The 21,125-nt window shown below is 44.8% G+C and carries 12 protein-coding genes, 5 tRNA genes and 3 rRNA genes; 7 read left to right on the top strand and 13 right to left on the bottom strand.

The features are described 5' to 3' along the window. Nucleotides 1–209: 209 nt before the first annotated feature. A protein-coding gene (locus QV280_RS02375; protein WP_447026259.1) for an IS630 family transposase occupies nt 210–1,233 on the top strand; the annotation gives its coding sequence in 2 pieces (ribosomal slippage) (nt 210–664 and nt 663–1,233; 1,026 coding nt in all). 89 nt (nt 1,234–1,322) lie between these two features. On the opposite strand, the gene QV280_RS02370 is transcribed toward QV280_RS02375, so the two are convergent. From QV280_RS02370 to rluD, 11 genes are all read right to left on the bottom strand, one after another. After that, nucleotides 1,323–1,399, bottom strand: a tRNA-Asp gene (locus QV280_RS02370). Nucleotides 1,400–1,483: 84 nt separating this feature from the next. Next, nucleotides 1,484–1,599 (bottom strand): 5S ribosomal RNA (rrf, locus tag QV280_RS02365). A 129-nt stretch (nt 1,600–1,728) separates the two neighbouring features. Then, a 23S ribosomal RNA gene (locus tag QV280_RS02360) occupies nt 1,729–4,617 on the bottom strand. Between the two features lie 436 nt (nt 4,618–5,053). After that, nucleotides 5,054–5,129 (bottom strand) — tRNA-Val (locus QV280_RS02355). Between the two features lie 37 nt (nt 5,130–5,166). After that, nucleotides 5,167–5,242: transfer RNA gene (locus tag QV280_RS02350), tRNA-Ala, on the bottom strand. Between the two features lie 33 nt (nt 5,243–5,275). Beyond that, nucleotides 5,276–5,351: transfer RNA gene (locus QV280_RS02345), tRNA-Lys, on the bottom strand. A gap of 2 nt (nt 5,352–5,353) precedes the next feature. Further along, nucleotides 5,354–5,429: transfer RNA gene (locus QV280_RS02340), tRNA-Glu, on the bottom strand. 127 nt (nt 5,430–5,556) lie between these two features. Then, nucleotides 5,557–7,109: ribosomal RNA gene (locus QV280_RS02335) — 16S ribosomal RNA — on the bottom strand. Together the 16S, 23S and 5S rRNA genes with 5 tRNA genes alongside form the textbook arrangement of a ribosomal RNA operon. A 537-nt stretch (nt 7,110–7,646) precedes the next feature. Beyond that, nucleotides 7,647–10,223 carry an ATP-dependent chaperone ClpB gene (gene clpB / locus QV280_RS02330; RefSeq protein WP_023404546.1) on the bottom strand — a complete coding sequence of 859 codons (2,577 nt, stop codon included), beginning with the start codon at nt 10,221–10,223 and terminating at the stop codon, nt 7,647–7,649. Nucleotides 10,224–10,343: 120 nt separating this feature from the next. Next, nucleotides 10,344–11,066, bottom strand: coding sequence for a peptidoglycan editing factor PgeF (gene pgeF / locus QV280_RS02325; protein ID WP_152821247.1), 723 nt, complete (start codon nt 11,064–11,066; stop codon nt 10,344–10,346). 2 nt (nt 11,067–11,068) lie between these two features. Beyond that, on the bottom strand, nt 11,069–12,043 hold the full coding sequence (gene rluD, locus QV280_RS02320) for a 23S rRNA pseudouridine(1911/1915/1917) synthase RluD (protein WP_152821249.1): 975 nt from the start codon (nt 12,041–12,043) through the stop codon (nt 11,069–11,071). 139 nt (nt 12,044–12,182) lie between these two features. Between rluD and bamD the strand changes: the two genes are divergently transcribed. The 5 genes from bamD to yjjX all read left to right on the top strand — a co-directional run bounded on the left by bamD (nt 12,183) and on the right by yjjX (nt 16,939). Further along, nucleotides 12,183–12,908, top strand: a complete 726-nt coding sequence (bamD, locus tag QV280_RS02315) for an outer membrane protein assembly factor BamD (RefSeq protein WP_023404543.1) — start codon at nt 12,183–12,185, stop codon at nt 12,906–12,908. A gap of 89 nt (nt 12,909–12,997) precedes the next feature. After that, a complete protein-coding gene (locus QV280_RS02310; RefSeq protein WP_152821251.1) occupies nt 12,998–14,449 on the top strand; it encodes an MltF family protein in 1,452 nt (483 codons plus the stop codon). Nucleotides 14,450–14,752: 303 nt separating this feature from the next. Beyond that, nucleotides 14,753–15,100, top strand: a complete 348-nt coding sequence (gene hpf / locus QV280_RS02305) for a ribosome hibernation-promoting factor, HPF/YfiA family (RefSeq protein ID WP_023404541.1) — start codon at nt 14,753–14,755, stop codon at nt 15,098–15,100. Nucleotides 15,101–15,232: 132 nt separating this feature from the next. After that, the gene (locus QV280_RS02300) at nt 15,233–16,411 is read left to right on the top strand and encodes a chorismate mutase (RefSeq protein ID WP_023404540.1); all 1,179 of its coding nucleotides are present in this window, start codon (nt 15,233–15,235) and stop codon (nt 16,409–16,411) included. After that, nucleotides 16,412–16,939 (top strand): inosine/xanthosine triphosphatase, encoded by a 528-nt coding sequence (yjjX, locus tag QV280_RS02295; RefSeq protein WP_152821253.1) that lies wholly within the window; start codon nt 16,412–16,414, stop codon nt 16,937–16,939. It abuts the gene before it with no gap. 15 nt (nt 16,940–16,954) lie between these two features. On the opposite strand, the gene trpR is transcribed toward yjjX, so the two are convergent. Continuing rightward, nucleotides 16,955–17,251: a trp operon repressor gene (trpR, locus tag QV280_RS02290; protein ID WP_023404538.1), complete on the bottom strand. Its 297-nt coding sequence runs from the start codon at nt 17,249–17,251 to the stop codon at nt 16,955–16,957. Nucleotides 17,252–17,283: 32 nt separating this feature from the next. Continuing rightward, nucleotides 17,284–19,206, bottom strand: a complete 1,923-nt coding sequence (gene sltY / locus QV280_RS02285) for a murein transglycosylase (RefSeq protein WP_152821255.1) — start codon at nt 19,204–19,206, stop codon at nt 17,284–17,286. Nucleotides 19,207–19,420: 214 nt separating this feature from the next. Between sltY and ettA the strand changes: the two genes are divergently transcribed. After that, nucleotides 19,421–21,088 carry an energy-dependent translational throttle protein EttA gene (gene ettA / locus QV280_RS02280; RefSeq protein ID WP_023404536.1) on the top strand — a complete coding sequence of 556 codons (1,668 nt, stop codon included), beginning with the start codon at nt 19,421–19,423 and terminating at the stop codon, nt 21,086–21,088. Nucleotides 21,089–21,125: the final 37 nt, after the last annotated feature.

Raw genomic sequence — 21,125 nt, 5'->3', positions numbered from 1 at the left:
CAACGCAGTGTTTAGGCTATTTAAACTCTATTAACCTATAACTGTATCTTTAACTTCAAGCCACTGCTCGCTGTTTGGACCAACAACACACTCTCCATTAACTCGCATCTCAAGTCGTAGCCGACATCGACTTGTCACATCAAGAAATTGCTCTTTATACCAATTCCTTTAATTTTATGATCTAATAATGGGCTCTTAAAGGAGTCCTTATGAAGCATGATTTTCCGAGTCTGATTAATTCCACATCCAACGCTCGACTTAGAATGCGTTATTTAGCCGTTTCTCATTTTGTTGACGGTAAAAGTCGCACTCAAATAGCTAAGTACCTTAAAGTTAGCAGAGTAAGCGTCAATAAATGGGTCAAAGCATATCTCGACAATGGTCTTGAAGGACTTCAAGAGAAACCACACACTGGTAGACCTCACCGCCTAACAGACGAGCAAAAATCACAACTCAAAGAATATGTTATAGAACATGCCGTAAATGAAAGTGGCGGTCGCCTTCAAGCAAAAGACATTGGGCTCTATATAGAAAGCAATTTCAGTACATCATATAAAAAGTCGGCGCTCTATCAGTTATTACATGACATAGGTTTGAGTTGGATTACTACTCGTTCCAAACATCCTAAGCAGTCAATTGAAGCTCAAGAAGCTTTTAAAAAAATTCCCAATCGAAACGATCCTTAAGATCCCTGGTCATGTCGCCTTAAAAGATGTTCAAATATGGTTTCAAGACGAAGCTAGATTTGGTCAACGCAATACAACAACGCGAATATGGGCAGAGAAAGGTACGCGCCCTAGAGTAGTACAACAACAGCAGTTTGAGTATGCATACCTTTTCGGAGCAGTATGTGCCACGACAGGAGAAGCCGAAGCAATAGTGGCTCCCCTGAGCAATATGGAAGCAATGAAAGAGCAACTCAGATTAATTTCTCAAGCCACACCCGCAGGCAAGCATGCTGTTGTGATCATGGATCAAGCGAGTTGGCACCAGAGCTATCTTGCAGATGAGTTTGAGAACCTCACCATCATTCATATCCCACCCTATTCTCCCGAACTTAACCCTATAGAACAGGTATGGAGTTGGCTGCATCAAAATGAAGTAGCAAATAGGTGCTTCGAAAATTATGACGATATTGTAGAGACACTATGTAGAGCGTGGAATCGGTTTTGTGAAGATAAAAGCAGAGTCATCTCACTCTGCTTTAGAGACTGGTTAAACTTGATAAGTTAATTAACGGAATTGGTATTACCTAGAATGGTATTAATGAAATGCTATAGACGAAAAAAAGCCCTAGCATTTCTGCTAGGGCTTCTTATTAGTGGCGGAGTGGACGGGACTCGAACCCGCGACCCCCGGCGTGACAGGCCGGTATTCTAACCAACTGAACTACCACTCCGCACCAATTTGTTACTAAACAAGGTCTTATAAATGCCTTATCCAGTTTTTGTCTCTAGATATAAAATCTAAAAACGTAATTAAATCCCGATAATGTCCTACTCTCACATGGGGAAACCCCACACTACCATCGGCGCTATTATGTTTCACTTCTGAGTTCGGCATGGAATCAGGTGGGTCCACAATGCTATGGTCATCGAGAAAAATTTTGCTTTACTTTCAGCTTTTTAAAAAAGCTAAAGGTAAAATAATCTAGAAAGCTGTATTTAAAAGTCTCTGTTACACATTCAAAGTTCTTACTTTGAGTCCACAAAACCCCTTGGGTGTTGTATGGTTAAGCCTCACGGGCAATTAGTACAGGTTAGCTCAATGCCTCACAGCACTTACACACCCTGCCTATCAACGTTCTAGTCTCGAACAACCCTTTAGGACACTTAAAGTGCCAGGGAAGACTCATCTCAGGGCTCGCTTCGCGCTTAGATGCTTTCAGCGCTTATCGATTCCGAACTTAGCTACCGGGCAATGCCATTGGCATGACAACCCGAACACCAGAGGTTCGTCCACTCCGGTCCTCTCGTACTAGGAGCAGCCCCCTTCAATCTTCCAACGCCCACGGCAGATAGGGACCGAACTGTCTCACGACGTTCTAAACCCAGCTCGCGTACCACTTTAAATGGCGAACAGCCATACCCTTGGGACCGACTTCAGCCCCAGGATGTGATGAGCCGACATCGAGGTGCCAAACACCGCCGTCGATATGAACTCTTGGGCGGTATCAGCCTGTTATCCCCGGAGTACCTTTTATCCGTTGAGCGATGGCCCTTCCATTCAGAACCACCGGATCACTATGACCTGCTTTCGCACCTGCTCGAATTGTCATTCTCGCAGTCAAGCGGGCTTATGCCATTGCACTAACCACACGATGTCCAACCGTGTTTAGCCCACCTTCGTGCTCCTCCGTTACTCTTTGGGAGGAGACCGCCCCAGTCAAACTACCCACCAGGCACTGTCCGCAATCCCGATTAGGGACCAACGTTAGAACATCAAGCATACAAGGGTGGTATTTCAAGATTGCCTCCACAAACACTGGCGTGCTTGCTTCAAAGGCTCCCACCTATCCTACACATGTAGGGTCAATGTTCAGTGCCAAGCTGTAGTAAAGGTTCACGGGGTCTTTCCGTCTAGCCGCGGGTACACTGCATCTTCACAGCGATTTCAATTTCACTGAGTCTCGGGTGGAGACAGCGTGGCCATCATTACGCCATTCGTGCAGGTCGGAACTTACCCGACAAGGAATTTCGCTACCTTAGGACCGTTATAGTTACGGCCGCCGTTTACCGGGGCTTCGATCAAGAGCTTCGACCTAAGTCTAACCCCATCAATTAACCTTCCGGCACCGGGCAGGCGTCACACCGTATACGTCATCTTACGATTTTGCACAGTGCTGTGTTTTTAATAAACAGTTGCAGCCACCTGGTATCTGCGACTCCTAGTAGCTCCATCCGCAAGGGACTTCACCGCCAAGAGCGTACCTTCTCCCGAAGTTACGGTACCATTTTGCCTAGTTCCTTCACCCGAGTTCTCTCAAGCGCCTTGGTATTCTCTACCCGACCACCTGTGTCGGTTTGGAGTACGATTCCTTATAATCTGAAGCTTAGAGGCTTTTCCTGGAAGCATGGCATCAATGACTTCACTGCACGTAGCAGCTCGACATCGTATCTCAGCGTTATGAAAGTCCGGATTTACCTAAACTTTCCGCCTACATACTTGAACCTGGACAACCATCGCCAGGCCCACCTAGCCTTCTCCGTCCCCCCATCGCAATTATAAGAAGTACGGGAATATTAACCCGTTTCCCATCGACTACGCCTTTCGGCCTCGCCTTAGGGGTCGACTTACCCTGCCCCGATTAACGTTGGACAGGAACCCTTGGTCTTCCGGCGTGGGGGTTTTTCACCCCCATTATCGTTACTCATGTCAGCATTCGCACTTCTGATACCTCCAGCAGCCCTTACAGACCACCTTCAACGGCTTACAGAACGCTCCCCTACCCCGCACACAAAGTGTGCAGCCGCAGCTTCGGTGTATAGCTTAGCCCCGTTACATCTTCCGCGCAGGCCGACTCGACCAGTGAGCTATTACGCTTTCTTTAAATGATGGCTGCTTCTAAGCCAACATCCTGGCTGTCTAAGCCTTCCCACATCGTTTCCCACTTAGCTATACTTTGGGACCTTAGCTGGCGGTCTGGGTTGTTTCCCTCTCCACGACGGACGTTAGCACCCGCCGTGTGTCTCCCGGATAGTACTCAATGGTATTCGGAGTTTGCAAAGGGTTGGTAAGTCGGGATGACCCCCTAGCCTTAACAGTGCTCTACCCCCATTGGTATTCGTCCGAGGCGCTACCTAAATAGCTTTCGGGGAGAACCAGCTATCTCCAGGTTTGATTGGCCTTTCACCCCTAGCCACAAGTCATCCGCTAATTTTTCAACATTAGTCGGTTCGGTCCTCCAGTTGATGTTACTCAACCTTCAACCTGCCCATGGCTAGATCACCTGGTTTCGGGTCTAATTCTAGCAACTCGACGCCCAGTTAAGACTCGGTTTCCCTACGGCTCCCCTATTCGGTTAACCTTGCTACTAAAATTAAGTCGCTGACCCATTATACAAAAGGTACGCAGTCACGCTTCGAGGCGCTCCTACTGCTTGTACGTACACGGTTTCAGGTTCTATTTCACTCCCCTCACAGGGGTTCTTTTCGCCTTTCCCTCACGGTACTGGTTCACTATCGGTCAGTCAGTAGTATTTAGCCTTGGAGGATGGTCCCCCCATGTTCAAACAGGATATCACGTGTCCCGCCTTACTCGATTTCACTTAAAACAACATGTCGACTACGGGGCTATCACCCTTTATTGCGGCACTTTCCAGAGCCTTCGTCTGTGTCATTAAAAGCTTAAGGGCTAATCCAATTTCGCTCGCCGCTACTTTCGGAATCTCGGTTGATTTCTCTTCCTCCGGGTACTTAGATGTTTCAGTTCCCCGGGTTTGCCTCATTAACCTATGTATTCAGTTAATGATACGTGCTTATGCACGTGGGTTTCCCCATTCAGAAATCCCAGACTCAAATGGTTATTACTACCTAATCTGGGCTTATCGCAAGTTATTACGTCTTTCATCGCCTCTGACTGCCAAGGCATCCACCGTGTACGCTTAGTCACTTAACCATACAACCCCAAAGGGTCTTGCTTAACGCAATACGTTTGCTACAACGTAGTATGACGTTTCCAAGGTGCGTTATCTCTTTATTATGAGCGAGATAACTATTGTTCATTTCCGCTTTAAAAAGCAGAAGCAAACATCGATTTTGCCGGACTCAAATTTGAATAACATCAGGCAATGATGTTATTCCCAAGAACACTTGAATGTGTGTTGGTACCTACATCTTAAAGATATAGGATTTGAGAACTTTTAAATTTGATAAGTAATAAATCAATTACTTATCGTCAGCTTTCCAAATTGTTAAAGAGCGAGATTTTTTAGCCATACAGCTATAAAACCATTTTCTAATCACTTTCGGTAAATCGCTAAGGCGACAAAAATCCCAACCAGTATCAATTTCTTGTTCTGGTTTGGAATAACTTTCCAAAAATAGTTAGAGAATGGTGGGCGATACTGGGCTCGAACCAGTGACCCCCTCCTTGTAAGGGAGGTGCTCTCCCAACTGAGCTAATCGCCCACATTTTATTGTTCAGTGGTATGAACATTTCTAAGAATGGTGGAGCTATGCGGGATCGAACCGCAGACCTCCTGCGTGCAAGGCAGGCGCTCTCCCAGCTGAGCTATAGCCCCATCTTAGATTCATTTTCTGCCAAAAGGAGAAAATGGTGGGTCGTGCAGGATTCGAACCTGCGACCAATTGATTAAAAGTCAACTGCTCTACCAGCTGAGCTAACGACCCAATGGTATCCCGTAGGGGAGTCGAACCCCTGTTACCGCCGTGAAAGGGCGGTGTCCTAGGCCTCTAGACGAACGGGACACTAGGTTTACTTTCACTTTTAAAAAGCGAAAACAAACTGTTGAGATGTCTTGGGGGACATCTCGAATCTCTTTACTTTCTAAACCATATCAATCTGTGTGGACACTCATCGTGAATAATCATCGTATAAGGAGGTGATCCAGCCCCAGGTTCCCCTAGGGCTACCTTGTTACGACTTCACCCCAGTCATGAACCACAAAGTGGTGAGCGTCCTCCCGAAGGTTAAACTACCCACTTCTTTTGCAGCCCACTCCCATGGTGTGACGGGCGGTGTGTACAAGGCCCGGGAACGTATTCACCGTAGCATTCTGATCTACGATTACTAGCGATTCCGACTTCATGGAGTCGAGTTGCAGACTCCAATCCGGACTACGACGCACTTTTTGGGATTCGCTCACCATCGCTGGTTGGCCGCCCTCTGTATGCGCCATTGTAGCACGTGTGTAGCCCTACTCGTAAGGGCCATGATGACTTGACGTCGTCCCCACCTTCCTCCGGTTTATCACCGGCAGTCTCCCTGGAGTTCCCACCATTACGTGCTGGCAAACAAGGATAAGGGTTGCGCTCGTTGCGGGACTTAACCCAACATTTCACAACACGAGCTGACGACAGCCATGCAGCACCTGTCTCAGAGTTCCCGAAGGCACCAATTCATCTCTGAAAAGTTCTCTGGATGTCAAGAGTAGGTAAGGTTCTTCGCGTTGCATCGAATTAAACCACATGCTCCACCGCTTGTGCGGGCCCCCGTCAATTCATTTGAGTTTTAATCTTGCGACCGTACTCCCCAGGCGGTCTACTTAACGCGTTAGCTCCGAAAGCCACGGCTCAAGGCCACAACCTCCAAGTAGACATCGTTTACGGCGTGGACTACCAGGGTATCTAATCCTGTTTGCTCCCCACGCTTTCGCATCTGAGTGTCAGTATCTGTCCAGGGGGCCGCCTTCGCCACTGGTATTCCTTCAGATCTCTACGCATTTCACCGCTACACCTGAAATTCTACCCCCCTCTACAGTACTCTAGCCTGCCAGTTTCAAATGCGGTTCCGAGGTTGAGCCCCGGGCTTTCACATCTGACTTAACAAACCACCTGCATGCGCTTTACGCCCAGTAATTCCGATTAACGCTCGCACCCTCCGTATTACCGCGGCTGCTGGCACGGAGTTAGCCGGTGCTTCTTCTGTCGCTAACGTCAAACAATATAGCTATTAACTATATTGCCTTCCTCACGACTGAAAGTACTTTACAACCCGAAGGCCTTCTTCATACACGCGGCATGGCTGCATCAGGCTTGCGCCCATTGTGCAATATTCCCCACTGCTGCCTCCCGTAGGAGTCTGGACCGTGTCTCAGTTCCAGTGTGGCTGATCATCCTCTCAGACCAGCTAGGGATCGTCGCCTTGGTGAGCCATTACCTCACCAACTAGCTAATCCCACCTGGGCATATCCTGAAGCGAGAGGCCCGAAGGTCCCCCTCTTTGGTCCGTAGACGTTATGCGGTATTAGCTATCGTTTCCAATAGTTATCCCCCACATCAGGGCAATTTCCCAGGCATTACTCACCCGTCCGCCGCTCGACGCCGTTATCGTTCCCCGAAGGTTCAGACAACTCGTTTCCGCTCGACTTGCATGTGTTAGGCCTGCCGCCAGCGTTCAATCTGAGCCATGATCAAACTCTTCAATTAAAGTTTTTGTGTTCCTAAGAACGGCTCAATGAATACTGACTTCAAAACTCTTTCTTTATAAATAAAGAAGTAATTTTAAAGCTATTATCATTCCAACAGAATGATAATGAATTGACTGTGCTCTTATTGGTTTTCACTTTTAAAAAAGTAAAACAAAACAGCTCAAGGCTGAATCCCAATTTGATTTTGGTCACTCAGTTCATTGATAAATCTTTTCGATTATCATCAACGAGTGCCCACACAGATTGATAGGTTTAAATTGTTAAAGAGCGTTGCTTTCAAGGGTTACCCCTTTGAGCGAGTGGTGTATTCTAATGAGATAATTATCAGTGTCAACCACTTTTTTATTAATCATTTCATCTTTTTAGCACCACTTGTTGTCAGCGAAGTTTATCGTGACAACGGAGGCGCATTATAAGAATAAAACGCCCCCTGACAACCCCTAAAATGCAGTTTTTTTAATAAAACCGTTTGGTTGCTTATTTTTCAGACAAAGCAACCGGTTTCGTAGGTTTTATTAGCGAATAATCATCGCTATTAGCTTTGTTTCGCTACGATAGCATCGTCTTCAACACTTAACTCAATCACTTGTCCTGGTACAAATTTTCCAGAAAGTAGTGATTTAGCTAATGGATTTTCAACATACTGTTGGATTGCACGTTTTAATGGTCTTGCCCCATAAACAGGATCAAAACCAATTTGCGCAATTTTATCCAATGCTTCATCACTAATAGACATTTGGTAATCTTTCGCTTCCAAACGTTCTACCAATGCTTGCAACTGAATAGACGCAATATTGCGAATGTGTTTCTGTGCTAATGGATGGAATACCACACTTTCATCCACTCGGTTTAGAAACTCAGGGCGGAAATGATTTTTCACCACGTCCATCACTTGTTCTTTCATCTGAGCGTATGAGCTTTCACCAAATCCTGCATGGATTTCTGTTGAGCCTAGGTTAGACGTCATGATCAATACGGTGTTTCTGAAATCAACAGTACGACCTTGCCCATCGGTTAAGCGTCCATCATCCAATACTTGTAATAAAATATTGAATACATCTGGATGCGCTTTCTCTACTTCATCAAGCAAGATAACAGAATATGGACGACGTCTGACCGCCTCAGTAAGGTAACCGCCTTCTTCATAACCAACATAACCCGGAGGTGCGCCCACTAATCGAGCCACAGAATGTTTTTCCATGAACTCTGACATATCAATGCGCACCATTGCCTCTTCACTATCAAATAGGAAGTGAGCCAATGTTTTACACAGTTCGGTTTTACCTACCCCTGTTGGACCTAAGAATAAGAAAGAACCAATCGGTTTGTTTGGATCGGATAATCCCGCTCGGCTACGGCGAATGGCATCGGCCACCGCACTTACTGCTTCGTTTTGACCAATCACTTTTTGGTGTAGATCTTCTTCCATACGCAAAAGTTTGGATTTTTCTGCTTCCAACATTTTAGCGACCGGAATACCCGTTTGTTTGGATAGCACTTCGGCAATTTCAGCATCCCCTACTTTGTTTTTCAGTAAGGTCAGTTCTTTTTGCTCTGCATCAGAAGCTAACTGCAACTGTTTTTCCAAATCCGGAATACGACCGTATTGCAATTCAGACATGCGGTTCAGATCGCCTGCTCGACGCGCAAATTCAATATCTAAACGAGCTTGCTCTAATTCAGCTTTGATATCTTGCGTGCCCGATAGTGAGGCTTTTTCTGCTGTCCATACTTCATCTAGCTCAGCATATTGGCGCTCTTTGTCTGACAACTCTTCGTTGATCAAGGCAACCCGTTTACGACTGGCATCATCATCTTCTTTATTGAGAGCTTGTTGCTCCATTTTCAATTGGATGATTTTCCGATCAAGTTTATCCATCGCTTCCGGTTTTGAATCGATCTGCATACGAATAGAAGACGCCGCTTCATCAATCAAATCGATGGCTTTATCAGGAAGCTGACGATCAGACACATAACGATGTGACAAGGTAGCCGCTGCTACGATAGCCGGATCGGTAATATCAACATGGTGGTGAAGTTCATACTTCTCTTTTAAACCACGTAAAATGGCAATGGTATCTTCAACGCTAGGCTCATCCACCAGCACTTTTTGGAAACGACGTTCCAGTGCCGGATCTTTTTCGATGTATTGTCTATGTTCATCCAGTGTTGTTGCGCCCACGCAGTGTAAATCACCACGCGCTAGAGCTGGTTTTAGCATATTACCGGCATCCATTGCGCCGTCGCCTTTACCTGCGCCCACTACGGTGTGCATTTCATCAATGAACAAAATGATATTGCCATTTTCTTGGGCTAGTTCGTTAAGCACTGCTTTTAAACGTTCTTCAAATTCACCGCGATATTTAGCACCTGCAATTAGTGCCCCCATATCTAAAGAAAGAACTCGACGTCCTTTTAGTCCTTCAGGGACTTCGTCATTGATAATTCGTTGTGCTAAACCTTCAACGATAGCGGTTTTACCCACACCGGGTTCACCAATAAGCACTGGGTTGTTTTTGGTTCTGCGCTGCAATACTTGAATGGTGCGACGGATTTCATCATCACGACCAATAACAGGGTCGAGTTTGCCTTGCTCGGCACGTTCAGTCAGATCAATGGTGTATTTGCTGAGTGCTTGTCTTTGATCTTCTGCATTAGGATCATCGACCTTTTGACCACCAGTGATCTTTTCGATGGCATCGATGATTTTTTTCTCGGTAACCCCTTGCGCTTTCAGCATTGGTCCAAGTTGACTGCCATCGTTAATTGCGGCTTGTAAAAATAGCTCTGAAGAGATGTAACTATCATTGCGTTTTTGCGCAAATTTATCACACAGGTTAAGTAATTTAGTTAATGTGGCAGAAACCTGTACATCAGCGGCCATACCACTGACTTTGGGAAAACTATTTAATTTATCGGAAAGTTGAGCGCGCAGTTGAACAAGGTCAACTTTTAGCATAGTCAGAAGCGGTCTTACACTACCACCCTCTTGATCGAGCAAAGAGAATAAAAGGTGGCTAGGTTCTATATATTGATGATCTCGACCTACAGCCAAGGATTGGGCATCTGAGAGGGCGGCTTGAAATTTGCCGGTTAGTCGATCATAACGCATATTGGCCTCCTGAGAGCAATTGATGACTAGAGTACCAACCGTATCGCTTTGTGATTGGTATACTAGTTATATGGGTGCTTGTAAGGCTAATTTCAAGTGCTACAGGAATTATGCGGGAAACTATTCAATCCAAATAAAGCTAGATTGACGACCTGTTGAGGCTTGTCTGCGATAGGAAAAGAAACGTTCTTGATCTTGATAAGTACATAAGCCAGATAGTGAAACTTGCTCACAACCTGCTCTTTGTAATCGTAGTTTAGCCAGTAAAGGCAGATCAGCCATCCACTTACCCGGTTTGTGTTGATGAAACGCGAGCGCATCATCGCTATTTACTTGGATAAACTGCTCTCGGACTTCATCGCCCACTTCAAAAGCATGCAAACTAATGGCAGGGCCAATCCAAGCCACTACGGGACCTGTAAAGTGACTCAAGGTATTTTCTAAAATCCCTCCCACTAAGCCGCGCCAACCAGCATGTGCACTGGCTACTTTTGTTCCATCAGCACTGGCAAACAATACTGGCAGACAATCCGCAGTCATAACGCTACACACTACGCCCGGCACTGAAGTCACGAGTGCGTCAGCTTCGATAGTTTCGGTCGTTGGCTCGGTTAGCTCAACTACTGTAGTAGAGTGAGTTTGATTCATCCATACAGGAGCTAACGGCATATTGCTTAATTGAGCGAGATGATCGCGGTTTTTCTGCACCGTAACCGGATCATCATTAACATGCATCCCTAAATTGAGACTGGCAAAATCGCCCACAGAAAAACCACCTTTGCGAGTGGAGCTAATGGACTTTACGCAATCTGCTACGTTCCAATTGGGATGCAAGTAACTCATGATTAATATTCGTCTTCGTAGTTGTCGCGCATATCTTGGCGCAGCGCTTCAGCCATCTCAATCATGTCATCAGGAACAGGAGCGTGAAATTGCATTTCTTCACCTGTTGTTGGATGCACAAACTTCAACATAACTGCGTGCAGAGCCTGACGATCAAAACTGCGGATCATTGTGGTCAATTCTTCAGTTGCGCCTTTTGGAATACGTGCACGACCACCATAGGCGATATCACCTAGCAGTGGATGTTGTAAGTAAGACATGTGCACACGAATTTGGTGAGTACGGCCTGTTTCTAGGCGTAGTCGAATACGTGTGTGCTCACGGAAACGCTCAGCAACACGATAGTGAGTGATTGCTGGCTTACCAAATTCACTGACTGCCATTAAGATGCGTTTGGTTGAGTGACGTCCGATAGCTTTATCAATCACGCCACCAGCAGTCATTTTACCAATCGCAATCGCTTCGTATTCACGAGTAATACGGCGTTTTTGCAAGGTACGCACTAAGCGAGTTTGCGTAGGGACATTTTTTGCCACTACCATCAAACCTGTGGTGTCTTTATCAAGACGGTGCACAATACCGGCTCGCGGGACTTCGGCAATCTGAGGGTAATGATGCAATAGTGCATTCAATACCGTGCCATCTGGAGTACCTGCTCCTGGGTGAACTACTAAACCTCTTGGCTTATTGATCACTAATAGATCTTCGTCTTCATAAACAATGTCTAAAGGTATGTCTTGAGCTTCCCATCGTTCTTCATCTTCGATTTCAGCTACAACAACAATGTCCTCACCGCCCATTACCCTAACGCGAGCTTTAGTGACAACGGTACCATCAACGCTGACTTTGCCAGCGAGTAACCATTCTTTTAAACGGGAACGGGAGAACTCATCGAACAATTCGGCGATGGCCTGATCTAGGCGTTGACCTAGTTGACTCTCTTTTACGGTACTTTTTAATTCTATCTGCTGGGCCATATCTAACTTTTTTAAAAAGAGTGGGACTAATGCTTGTTTATATGAAAAAATAAGCGTTTCCGTTATTGTATCTGCTTACTCGCCGATTGTAACGGCAACCTAGGAAATAATTTAATTGAGCATGGCTTCGCGTTTTAATATGAAACATCAAACTCTAGTCGGCCTTTTGTCTGCTATGTTGCTTTTCGGATGCAGCAGTAGCGATGAAATTGTACCCGACGTACCACCTTCACAATTGTATGCAGATGCTCAGACTTCACTCCGAGCTGGCTCTTGGTCGTCTGCTGTAGAAAAGCTAGAAGCTTTAGATTCTCGCTATCCATTTGGTCCGTATTCAGAACAAGTGCAACTTGATCTTGTGTATGCGTATTACAAAAATGATGAGCTTCCATTAGCCCTTGCTACTATCGAACGTTTTACTCGCTTAAACCCAACGCATGAGAGATCTGATTGGATTTTATATATGCGCGGTTTAACGCATATGGCGCAAGACAGAAACTTTTTGCATGATGTGTTTAACATCGATCGTTCAGATCGAGATCCTGAACCCGTCAAACAAGCTTTTTCTGACTTCAAACGTTTATTGCAACGTTACCCAACCAGCGCATATGCAGAAGATGCAGAACAACGCATGATTGCGTTGAAAAAGCGTCTGGCTGACTATGACTATGCTTCTGCAGATTTTTACATTCGTCGTAAAGCATGGATTGCAGCCATCAATCGCTGTCAAGAATTGCAACGTAGCTACCCTGATACTGAAGCGGCTCGTAAGTCTTTACGCTTACAACTTATCGCCTATCAAGAACTTAAATTAGATGATGCCGTTGCTCGAACTGAAAAACTCATTGAGCTAAATCCACTTTAAGTGTTAAATTTAAGAGGCGAGATGTTAAATTTTTAACATCTCGCTGTGGCACACACGCCACTTTTTCATAAACCAACACGGAATGTTGTATGAAAAATCTTATACTGGGGCTACTTGCCTCTGTCCTGCTGTCCTTACCGGCACAGGCACTTGAACTCTCTCCGATACAAAAGAATACCTATATTGGTGACTATAAACTCATTAAAGAAAAAGGCGTGGTTCGCGCCTTAGTAGCCGCTGATCTTGGTTTTTACTATGTAGAAGGTGGCAGACCAAAAGGCATTATCGCCGAACAATTGCATCACTTTGAGCTTAGCTTGAAGAAAAAACACCCCTACATGCGGATTAAAATTATCCCTGTTACCCGAGATGCGCTGTTTGATGCACTAAATGATGGTCAAGGTGATGTGGCGATTGCCAATCTCACCATTACTGAGCGCCGCAAACAAGAAGTCGACTTCAGCACCCCTATCCTTACCGGGGTCAATGAACTGTTCCTTACCCATAACTCCAAAGAACCCATAACTTCTGCTGAGCAAGTCAGTGGAATGGAAGTGTGGATCAGAGCAAGTTCTAGCTACTTTGAAAGTATCCAAGCGCTCAACAAGCAATTGTCTAGTAGCGGGCATATTCCAGTACGAGTGAATTTTGTTCAGGAAAGCCTGCAAGATCTGGAATTAGTGGAATTGGTTAATCAAGGCTTGATACCTGCCACCATTATAGATAGTCACAAAGCCAGTTTGTGGCTAAACGTAATGAAGAACATTCAAATTCACGAAGAGTTCCCGGTGCGCAGTAATGCACAAATTGCTTGGGCTTTGCGTCACAACAACCCTGAATTCAAACAAGTCATCAATAGTTATTTAAAAACAGCCAAACAAGGGACGTTACTGGGCAATGTTATCTATAAGAAGTATCTGCAAGATACGCGTTGGTTAACTCGCGCCTTAAACCCGAAAAAAATGGCTAAACTTGAGAGCTTATCCAATCTATTTGAGCATTATGGACAAGAATATCAAATTGATTGGGTGATGCTGTCGGCGCAAGCCTTTCAAGAGTCAGGGCTAGACAATAGTAAAGTCTCGCACCGAGGTGCGGTGGGCATTATGCAGGTACTGCCCGCTACCGCTAAAGACCCGTATATCAATATTCCTAACATTAAGCCGGTCGAAAATAATATTCATGCCGGAACCAAGTATCTGAGGTTTATCCACGACAGGTATTTTAGTGACCCTGATATCGATGAAAGTAATAAAGTTTACTTTAGTTTAGCGTCATACAATGCAGGCCCTGCCAAGATCCGCAGAATGAGAGCCTTAGCGCTAAAGCAGGGATACGATCACAACATCTGGTTTAATAATGTCGAAATCGTGGCAAGACGAAACATAGGTCGTGAGCCTGTGCAGTATGTTGCCAATATTAATCGTTATTACACTATTTATAAGCAGCTTGGCGAGATCCAAAGTGAGCGTGAAGAACTGAATAATGATTTGAATAAACAGATTAGCCCGGTGCAATTGATCTTTGATGTCTCAGATTAAACAAAATCATGCAGTGCTAATACTGTACTAAGTTAAGCCAACGAGTCATTAGTGATTAAAATAGAGTGATTACTCACTAAAAAAGGCACAGTAAGTCCTAAACTCACTGCGCCTTTATCCATTCAAATTTGACACTAAATATCAGTCTCGGCAAGGGTTTTCTTGCAAACATATGCAAATAATCACAAACATTATGTCTCCATTTTTGATTGGCTATCAATGTGATCTAGATCACATATATTTTTTATCAAAGTCGTAATCTGAACCTAACGGAAGATGTTAGACACAGAGGAAACGACCTATATGAAAATGAACATTACTGGCAAAAACATTGAAATCACCTCTGCAATTCGCTCTCATATTGAAGAGAAATTTAAAAAACTAGAAAAATGGCAAGTCGACATTATTGGTTGTAATGCGAGCTTCCAAGAAGAGCCAAATAAGAACAAACGATTTGAAGCAGTCATCAGCGTACCAAAAGGACAATTAGTTGCTTCTGCCGTTCATGCCGATTTATATATCGCAGTGAATGAAGTTGAACAAAAACTTGAACGACAACTGAATAAACTTCGTCACAAACCTGACGCACGACGCGCAAGCCATTCCGATGCGCCACTTGAACCAGAAGAACCTGCGATTGAAGAAGTTTAATTAAGATCAATCTATAAACTAACTTATAAAAACAGCGCCCTTTCGGCGCTGTTTTTGCTTGACCCTAATTCCCGCCATAGCTTATTGTGATCTATAACTCTCTTTCGCAATCACCATTTAAAGGAATTAGAAATGGCTGAAACACCACTTTCTCTCGACGATATTCGCAATCGCCTCAATGCTCTTGATGATAAACTGCTAAGTTTGCTCTCCGAACGCCGTAATTTGAGCTTAGAAGTCGCGAAAAGCAAAGTGGAGACCTCTAAACCCGTCAGAGATGCGGATAGAGAACAACAATTGTTGGTCAAACTAATCAATAACGGCAAAGAGAAATACCAACTGGATGCGGAATACATCACTAAAGTGTTCTACACCATCATTGAAGACTCGGTATTACTACAGCAAGCCTACCTACAAAACTTGGTGAACCCTGCTCTGCAACGTAAGCCTCTAGCGCGTGTCGCTTTTCTTGGGGCTAAAGGTTCATACTCGCACTTGGCTAGCCAAGACTACTTTAGCCGTCGTAACACTGACCTTATTGAACTCAATTGTGAGTCTTTTAAAGAGGTGACCAAAACTGTTGAGTCTGGGCATGCTGACTATGGCGTATTGCCCATCGAGAACACCAGCTCTGGCTCTATCAACGAAGTGTATGACCTATTGCAGCACACCACCCTATATATCGTCGGTGAGCTCTCTCAGCCGATTGAGCATTGTTTGCTCTCGCCAGAAGAAGTGCGATTAGAAGACATCAAGACTATCTATTCTCACCCTCAGCCTCATCAGCAATGCAGTGACTTCTTAGGCCGCCTAAAAGGCACTACATTAGAAACTTGCGCGAGCACCGCCGATGCAATGTTAAAAGTGAAAGAGCTTAATCGCCCTGACGCCGTGGCTATCGGTAATGCACTCAGTGGTAAGCTATACGGCTTGCAAAACGTGCAGGGAAATATTGCTAACCAAACCGAAAACCATACTCGCTTTATTGTGGTTGCGCGTAAGGCGTTCAGCGTTTCCGATCAAATTCCAGCCAAAACCACCTTGATTATGTCTACCTCGCAAGAGGCGGGCTCTTTGGTAGAAACCTTATTGGTACTGCAACGCCACAACATCAATATTAAGAAGCTAGAGTCTCGTCCTATCATGGGCAATCCATGGGAAGAGATGTTCTATATGGATCTTGAAACGCACTTAGATTCGCATGCGGCGCAATCGGCCATTAATGAATTGGTTACGATCACCCGTTACTTGAAAGTGCTAGGCTGTTACCCAAGCGAAAATATCAAGCCAACTCAGGTTAAAGTGCCTTAGATGAACAGCGGTATCAGCAAGGTTGTAGTGGCCTCTTTAAATCCGGCCAAGATTAAAGCAGTAGAAAGTGCCTTTAGCGAAGTGTTTCCTGAGCAAGCATTCAGTTTTGTCGGCGTCAGTGTGGATAGCGGTGTTAGCGATCAACCTATGTCCAATGCAGAGACAAAACGCGGCGCACAAACTCGGGTTGATAATGCCAAACAAGCTATTAGCGATGCGCAATTTTATGTAGGCTTAGAAGCGGGCATTGAAGATAACGCCACGTTTGCGTGGATGATTATTGAATCCGAGCAAAAGCACGGTGAATCACGCTCATCGAGCCTAATGCTACCTAGCAAGGTATTGGATTTGATCACGCAAGGTAAAGAGCTTGGGGATGCGATGGATGAAGTGTATAGCACCATCAATATCAAACAAAAAGGCGGCGCTATTGGAATACTGACCAATAACCGTTTGAGTCGCAGTAGTGTTTATCACCAAGCACTTATCTTGGCTCTTATTCCGTTTAACAATGCAGACGCTTTTTAAGTTAACGTCTGCATTTTATTCGACAAAGGGTTTCAGAAGACGAGAAACAAGTTGTTGCTCCTCCTCTGAACGCCCTTTTAATTCGTTAGAACCCCGCGTTACCGTTGCAATCCCTACCCCTAGATCTTGACTGATCTGTCGCTGTGAACAACTTTCGTTCAACAATTTGTGCAGTATCTTCGCTCTAGTGACTAATGCTTCTTTCTCGTCAGGAGTAAGCATCATGGATAATAATACCTGATGCTCACCCTGCTCTGCCGCTTTAGCTATGGTAACGAGTAGCTTTTGCCACTCTTGCTCTACTGGGTTCATAACGTATCTGCTTGTCTTCTAACACTCTCTTATTAATACTTCATTTCAGACTCTAAGTCAGATAAAAATGGCCCCTTTTTATTTAAGATATCGCGATAGTAGACCTCAAACATCAGAATATTTTTAATGTATCCACGAGTTTCAGCAAACGGAATTGACTCTATATAGGAATAGACATCAACTTTGCCGCCGGTTCTTTCTCGCCATAACTCCACTCTATTTGGGCCAGCGTTATAAGCGCCAAATGCGAGCACTCGGTTGCCATTGTAATCGTCTAGTAAGCCCGCTAAGTACTGACTGCCAATCTCAATATTTTTACTCACATCAAACAATTCATCAGCACCGCTGTATTCAATGTTGTAATGCTTGGCAGTAGCGGCGGCCGTTTTGGGCATAATTTGCATTAAGCCGCGTGCGCCTACTGGCGATTGAGCATCAATATCTAAACCACTTTCTTGTCGAGCTAACGCCATTAAAGTAATGGGATCTAAATCGTGCTTTTTCGCATAAAAGTTAAACCACCATTGATGGGCAATAGGGAAACGTAGGCTGATATGGTCCCACATTTTTGCTTCAATGGTCGCAATCACCGAAAGATGATTCCAGTGATGCTTAGCCGCATATTGCGCTAATAATTTCTTTTGTGCGGAAGTTGAACGAGCTAATAGCCAGCGCCACTCGCGTTTAGCCGTGCTAATTTTATCTACCGCGATAAGCTCTTTCACGCGAGCTAACGACTCCGAAAACGGCTCAATAGAAGCCTCCGATTTAGTCGGCATTAAAGTGTTGTATTGAATGGGTTGTTTTAAGTAATCTGCTGCCGCAATGCTATAAAAGCTTCGATAGCCAAGCAATTGTTGCATGCGAGTTTTGCCCTCTTTGACCTCACCTTGAGCAAGCAGTGCACGCGCCTTCCAATACTGCCAACGCTTAGACTCTTTCTCTTTAGTTGGCATTTTGTCTATCCAAATATTGAGTCCATGCCAGTCTTGATGTTGAATGGCTAAACGCGCTCTGCGCTGCAACCATTTTGGATTAGTGCTTTTTAGTAGTGTGTCATCACGCCACTTTGCCAGCTCTGCATCATCGGTATTGATCAGGCTATAAGCGATATAATCGGCACTATCTTGATACTCTTTATCGGTAAACTTCTGTGCTTTGGCGACCTTATCTATCACTTTAATCGCCAGTTGCGGGTTGGCTTGTTGATAGGTGATGCGCTTTAAGGTAGCTAAGGTCACTTTCTTGTTCAGCTCAGATTGTGCTTGAGAAGTGGCAAATGCTTCTATTTGCGAAGTGTCTTTATACAATTGGTTAATGGCTTGCGCATTTTCCTTAGCGGAATCAGATTCAGGTAAATCTTGTAAATAATTAAGTAAACGTGCATTGCGACTGACAAAAGCCAGTCCCATACGTTGCAAAATCACCGTATCTTTACGCAGACCGGCTTCATCCCAAGCTTTAAATAGCTCATTACACTCTTTAGCAATGCTAGAGCCTGTCATCCATATCTGAGAAGCCCCTTTAAAGGCATCCACTGTTTTGCCCATTTGATATTGAGCAAAATAATAGCTGCATTGGTAGCTCTGCATACGTGGCTTTTGTGGTTGAAAGCGGTAAAAGCCCTTCCAGTCTTCAGCTTTAACTAAGGCATCTAGATATGAGCCTCGGATTGACTGAGAAAATGGGTATTGATGATGTTCTTTTATGTATTGCTCTACTTCGACTGGGGTGCGTTTGTCTAAGTCGAGCATATACATACGATAATCGAGATAAGGTGTCAGTGGGTAATCGTTCAGTTGCTCTCTTAATACCTGATATTCAGGAATATCCTTATTAGTGATGAGAGTTTGAGCCTGCTCGTAGGCTTCTCGTTGTTGCTCTAATGTCATTGCTGAAACAGAGATTGATACTATTCCAGCTCCAACTCCTAACCATTTAATAAATACTGACATACGTCTCTCTTTGTGGCGATGCTTATGGTTTATTTGCTTATATTCATAATACGCAACAAATCATGATATTTGTAAGAATCAGGTAAATAACTATTTAGGGTTTCAACAAGTGAAGATTTTGCGCTCCACACGGTAACAAAAACGGTTTGCATAGTATAAAATAACGCTTTGTCTCTACGGTCTGTAGACCCATACAATAAAGGATCTCTAGGTAATGGCTGAATACGTCTATACCATGTCTCGGGTGAGCAAAGTCGTGCCACCAAAACGTCAAATCCTCAAAGATATTTCCCTAAGCTTTTTCCCTGGCGCAAAAATCGGCGTACTGGGTTTAAACGGTGCAGGTAAATCGACTCTATTACGCATCATGGCTGGTATCGATACTGATATCGACGGTGAAGCGCGTCCACAACCGGGATTGAATGTAGGTTACCTGCCACAGGAACCAAAACTAGATGAGTCTAAAACCGTACGTGAAGTGGTTGAAGAAGCCGTTTCTGACGTTGCAGGTGCTATGAAACGTTTGGATGAAGTGTACGCAGCCTATGCTGAACCTGACGCTGATTTTGACGCGCTTGCAAAAGAGCAAGGCGATTTGGAAGCACTTATTCAAGCCAAAGACGGTCACAACCTTGAAAACTCTCTAGAGCGTGCTGCTGATGCATTGCGTCTACCAGAGTGGGACCAAAAAATTGAACACCTTTCTGGTGGTGAACGTCGCCGCGTAGCCATTTGTCGTCTGCTTCTAGAAAAACCGGACATGTTGCTTCTTGATGAACCAACCAACCACTTGGATGCAGAATCTGTAGCATGGCTTGAGCGCTTCCTAGTAGATTATACGGGAACTGTTGTGGCGATTACCCACGACCGTTATTTCCTAGATAACGCTGCTGGCTGGATTCTAGAACTTGACCGTGGTGAAGGTATTCCATGGGAAGGCAACTACACTTCTTGGCTTGAGCAAAAAGATGCGCGTCTACAACAAGAAGCATCTCAAGAAAGTGCTCGTCAAAAAACCATCGAGAAAGAGCTGGAATGGGTTCGTCAAAACCCTAAAGGTCGTCAATCTAAATCTAAAGCGCGTATGGCTCGCTTTGAAGAACTGCAAAGTGGCGATCGTCAAAAACGTAACGAAACTAACGAATTGTTCATCCCACCAGGTGAGCGCCTAGGTGATAAAGTTATCGAGGTTAAGAACCTAACTAAATCATTTGATGGGCGTGTGCTTATCGATGACTTGTCATTTAGCATGCCTAAGGGTGCAATCGTCGGTATTATCGGTGCTAACGGCGCGGGTAAATCAACCCTATTTAAGATGCTAAGCGGCACAGAACAGCCTGATTCAGGTACTGTTGAAATGGGTGATACCGTTAAACTGGCCTCTGTTGATCAGTTCCGTGACAGCATGGATGACAAGAAAACCGTCTTCCAAGAGATCTCTGAAGGCGCTGATATCATCAAGATCAACAACTTCGAAATTCCAGCACGTGCTTACTGCTCACGCTTTAACTTCAAAGGCTCAGATCAGCAAAAAGTTATTGGTGAGCTTTCTGGTGGTGAACGTAACCGTGTGCACCTTGCTAAGCTTCTTAAAACGGGCGGCAACGTATTGCTTCTCGATGAGCCGACCAATGACCTTGACGTTGAAACCTTGCGTGCACTAGAAGAGGCGCTACTTGAGTTCCCTGGCTGTGCCATGGTTATCTCGCATGACCGTTGGTTCCTTGACCGTATCGCCACTCACATCATTGATTACCGTGATGAAGGGCAAGTTAACTTCTACGAAGGTAACTACAACGAATACATGGAATGGTTGAAGAAGACTCTTGGTCCTGAAGCTGCTGAACCACATCGTATTAAGTACAAGCGCGTAGCGAAGTAATTCGTATCGCAGAAAACTAAAAAGGTCGCTTCACATT

This window comes from Vibrio sp. B1Z05 (assembly GCF_052955985.1).
Note: the sequence above shows the minus strand (reverse complement) of the source record. Positions and strands in the feature narration are given on the sequence as shown.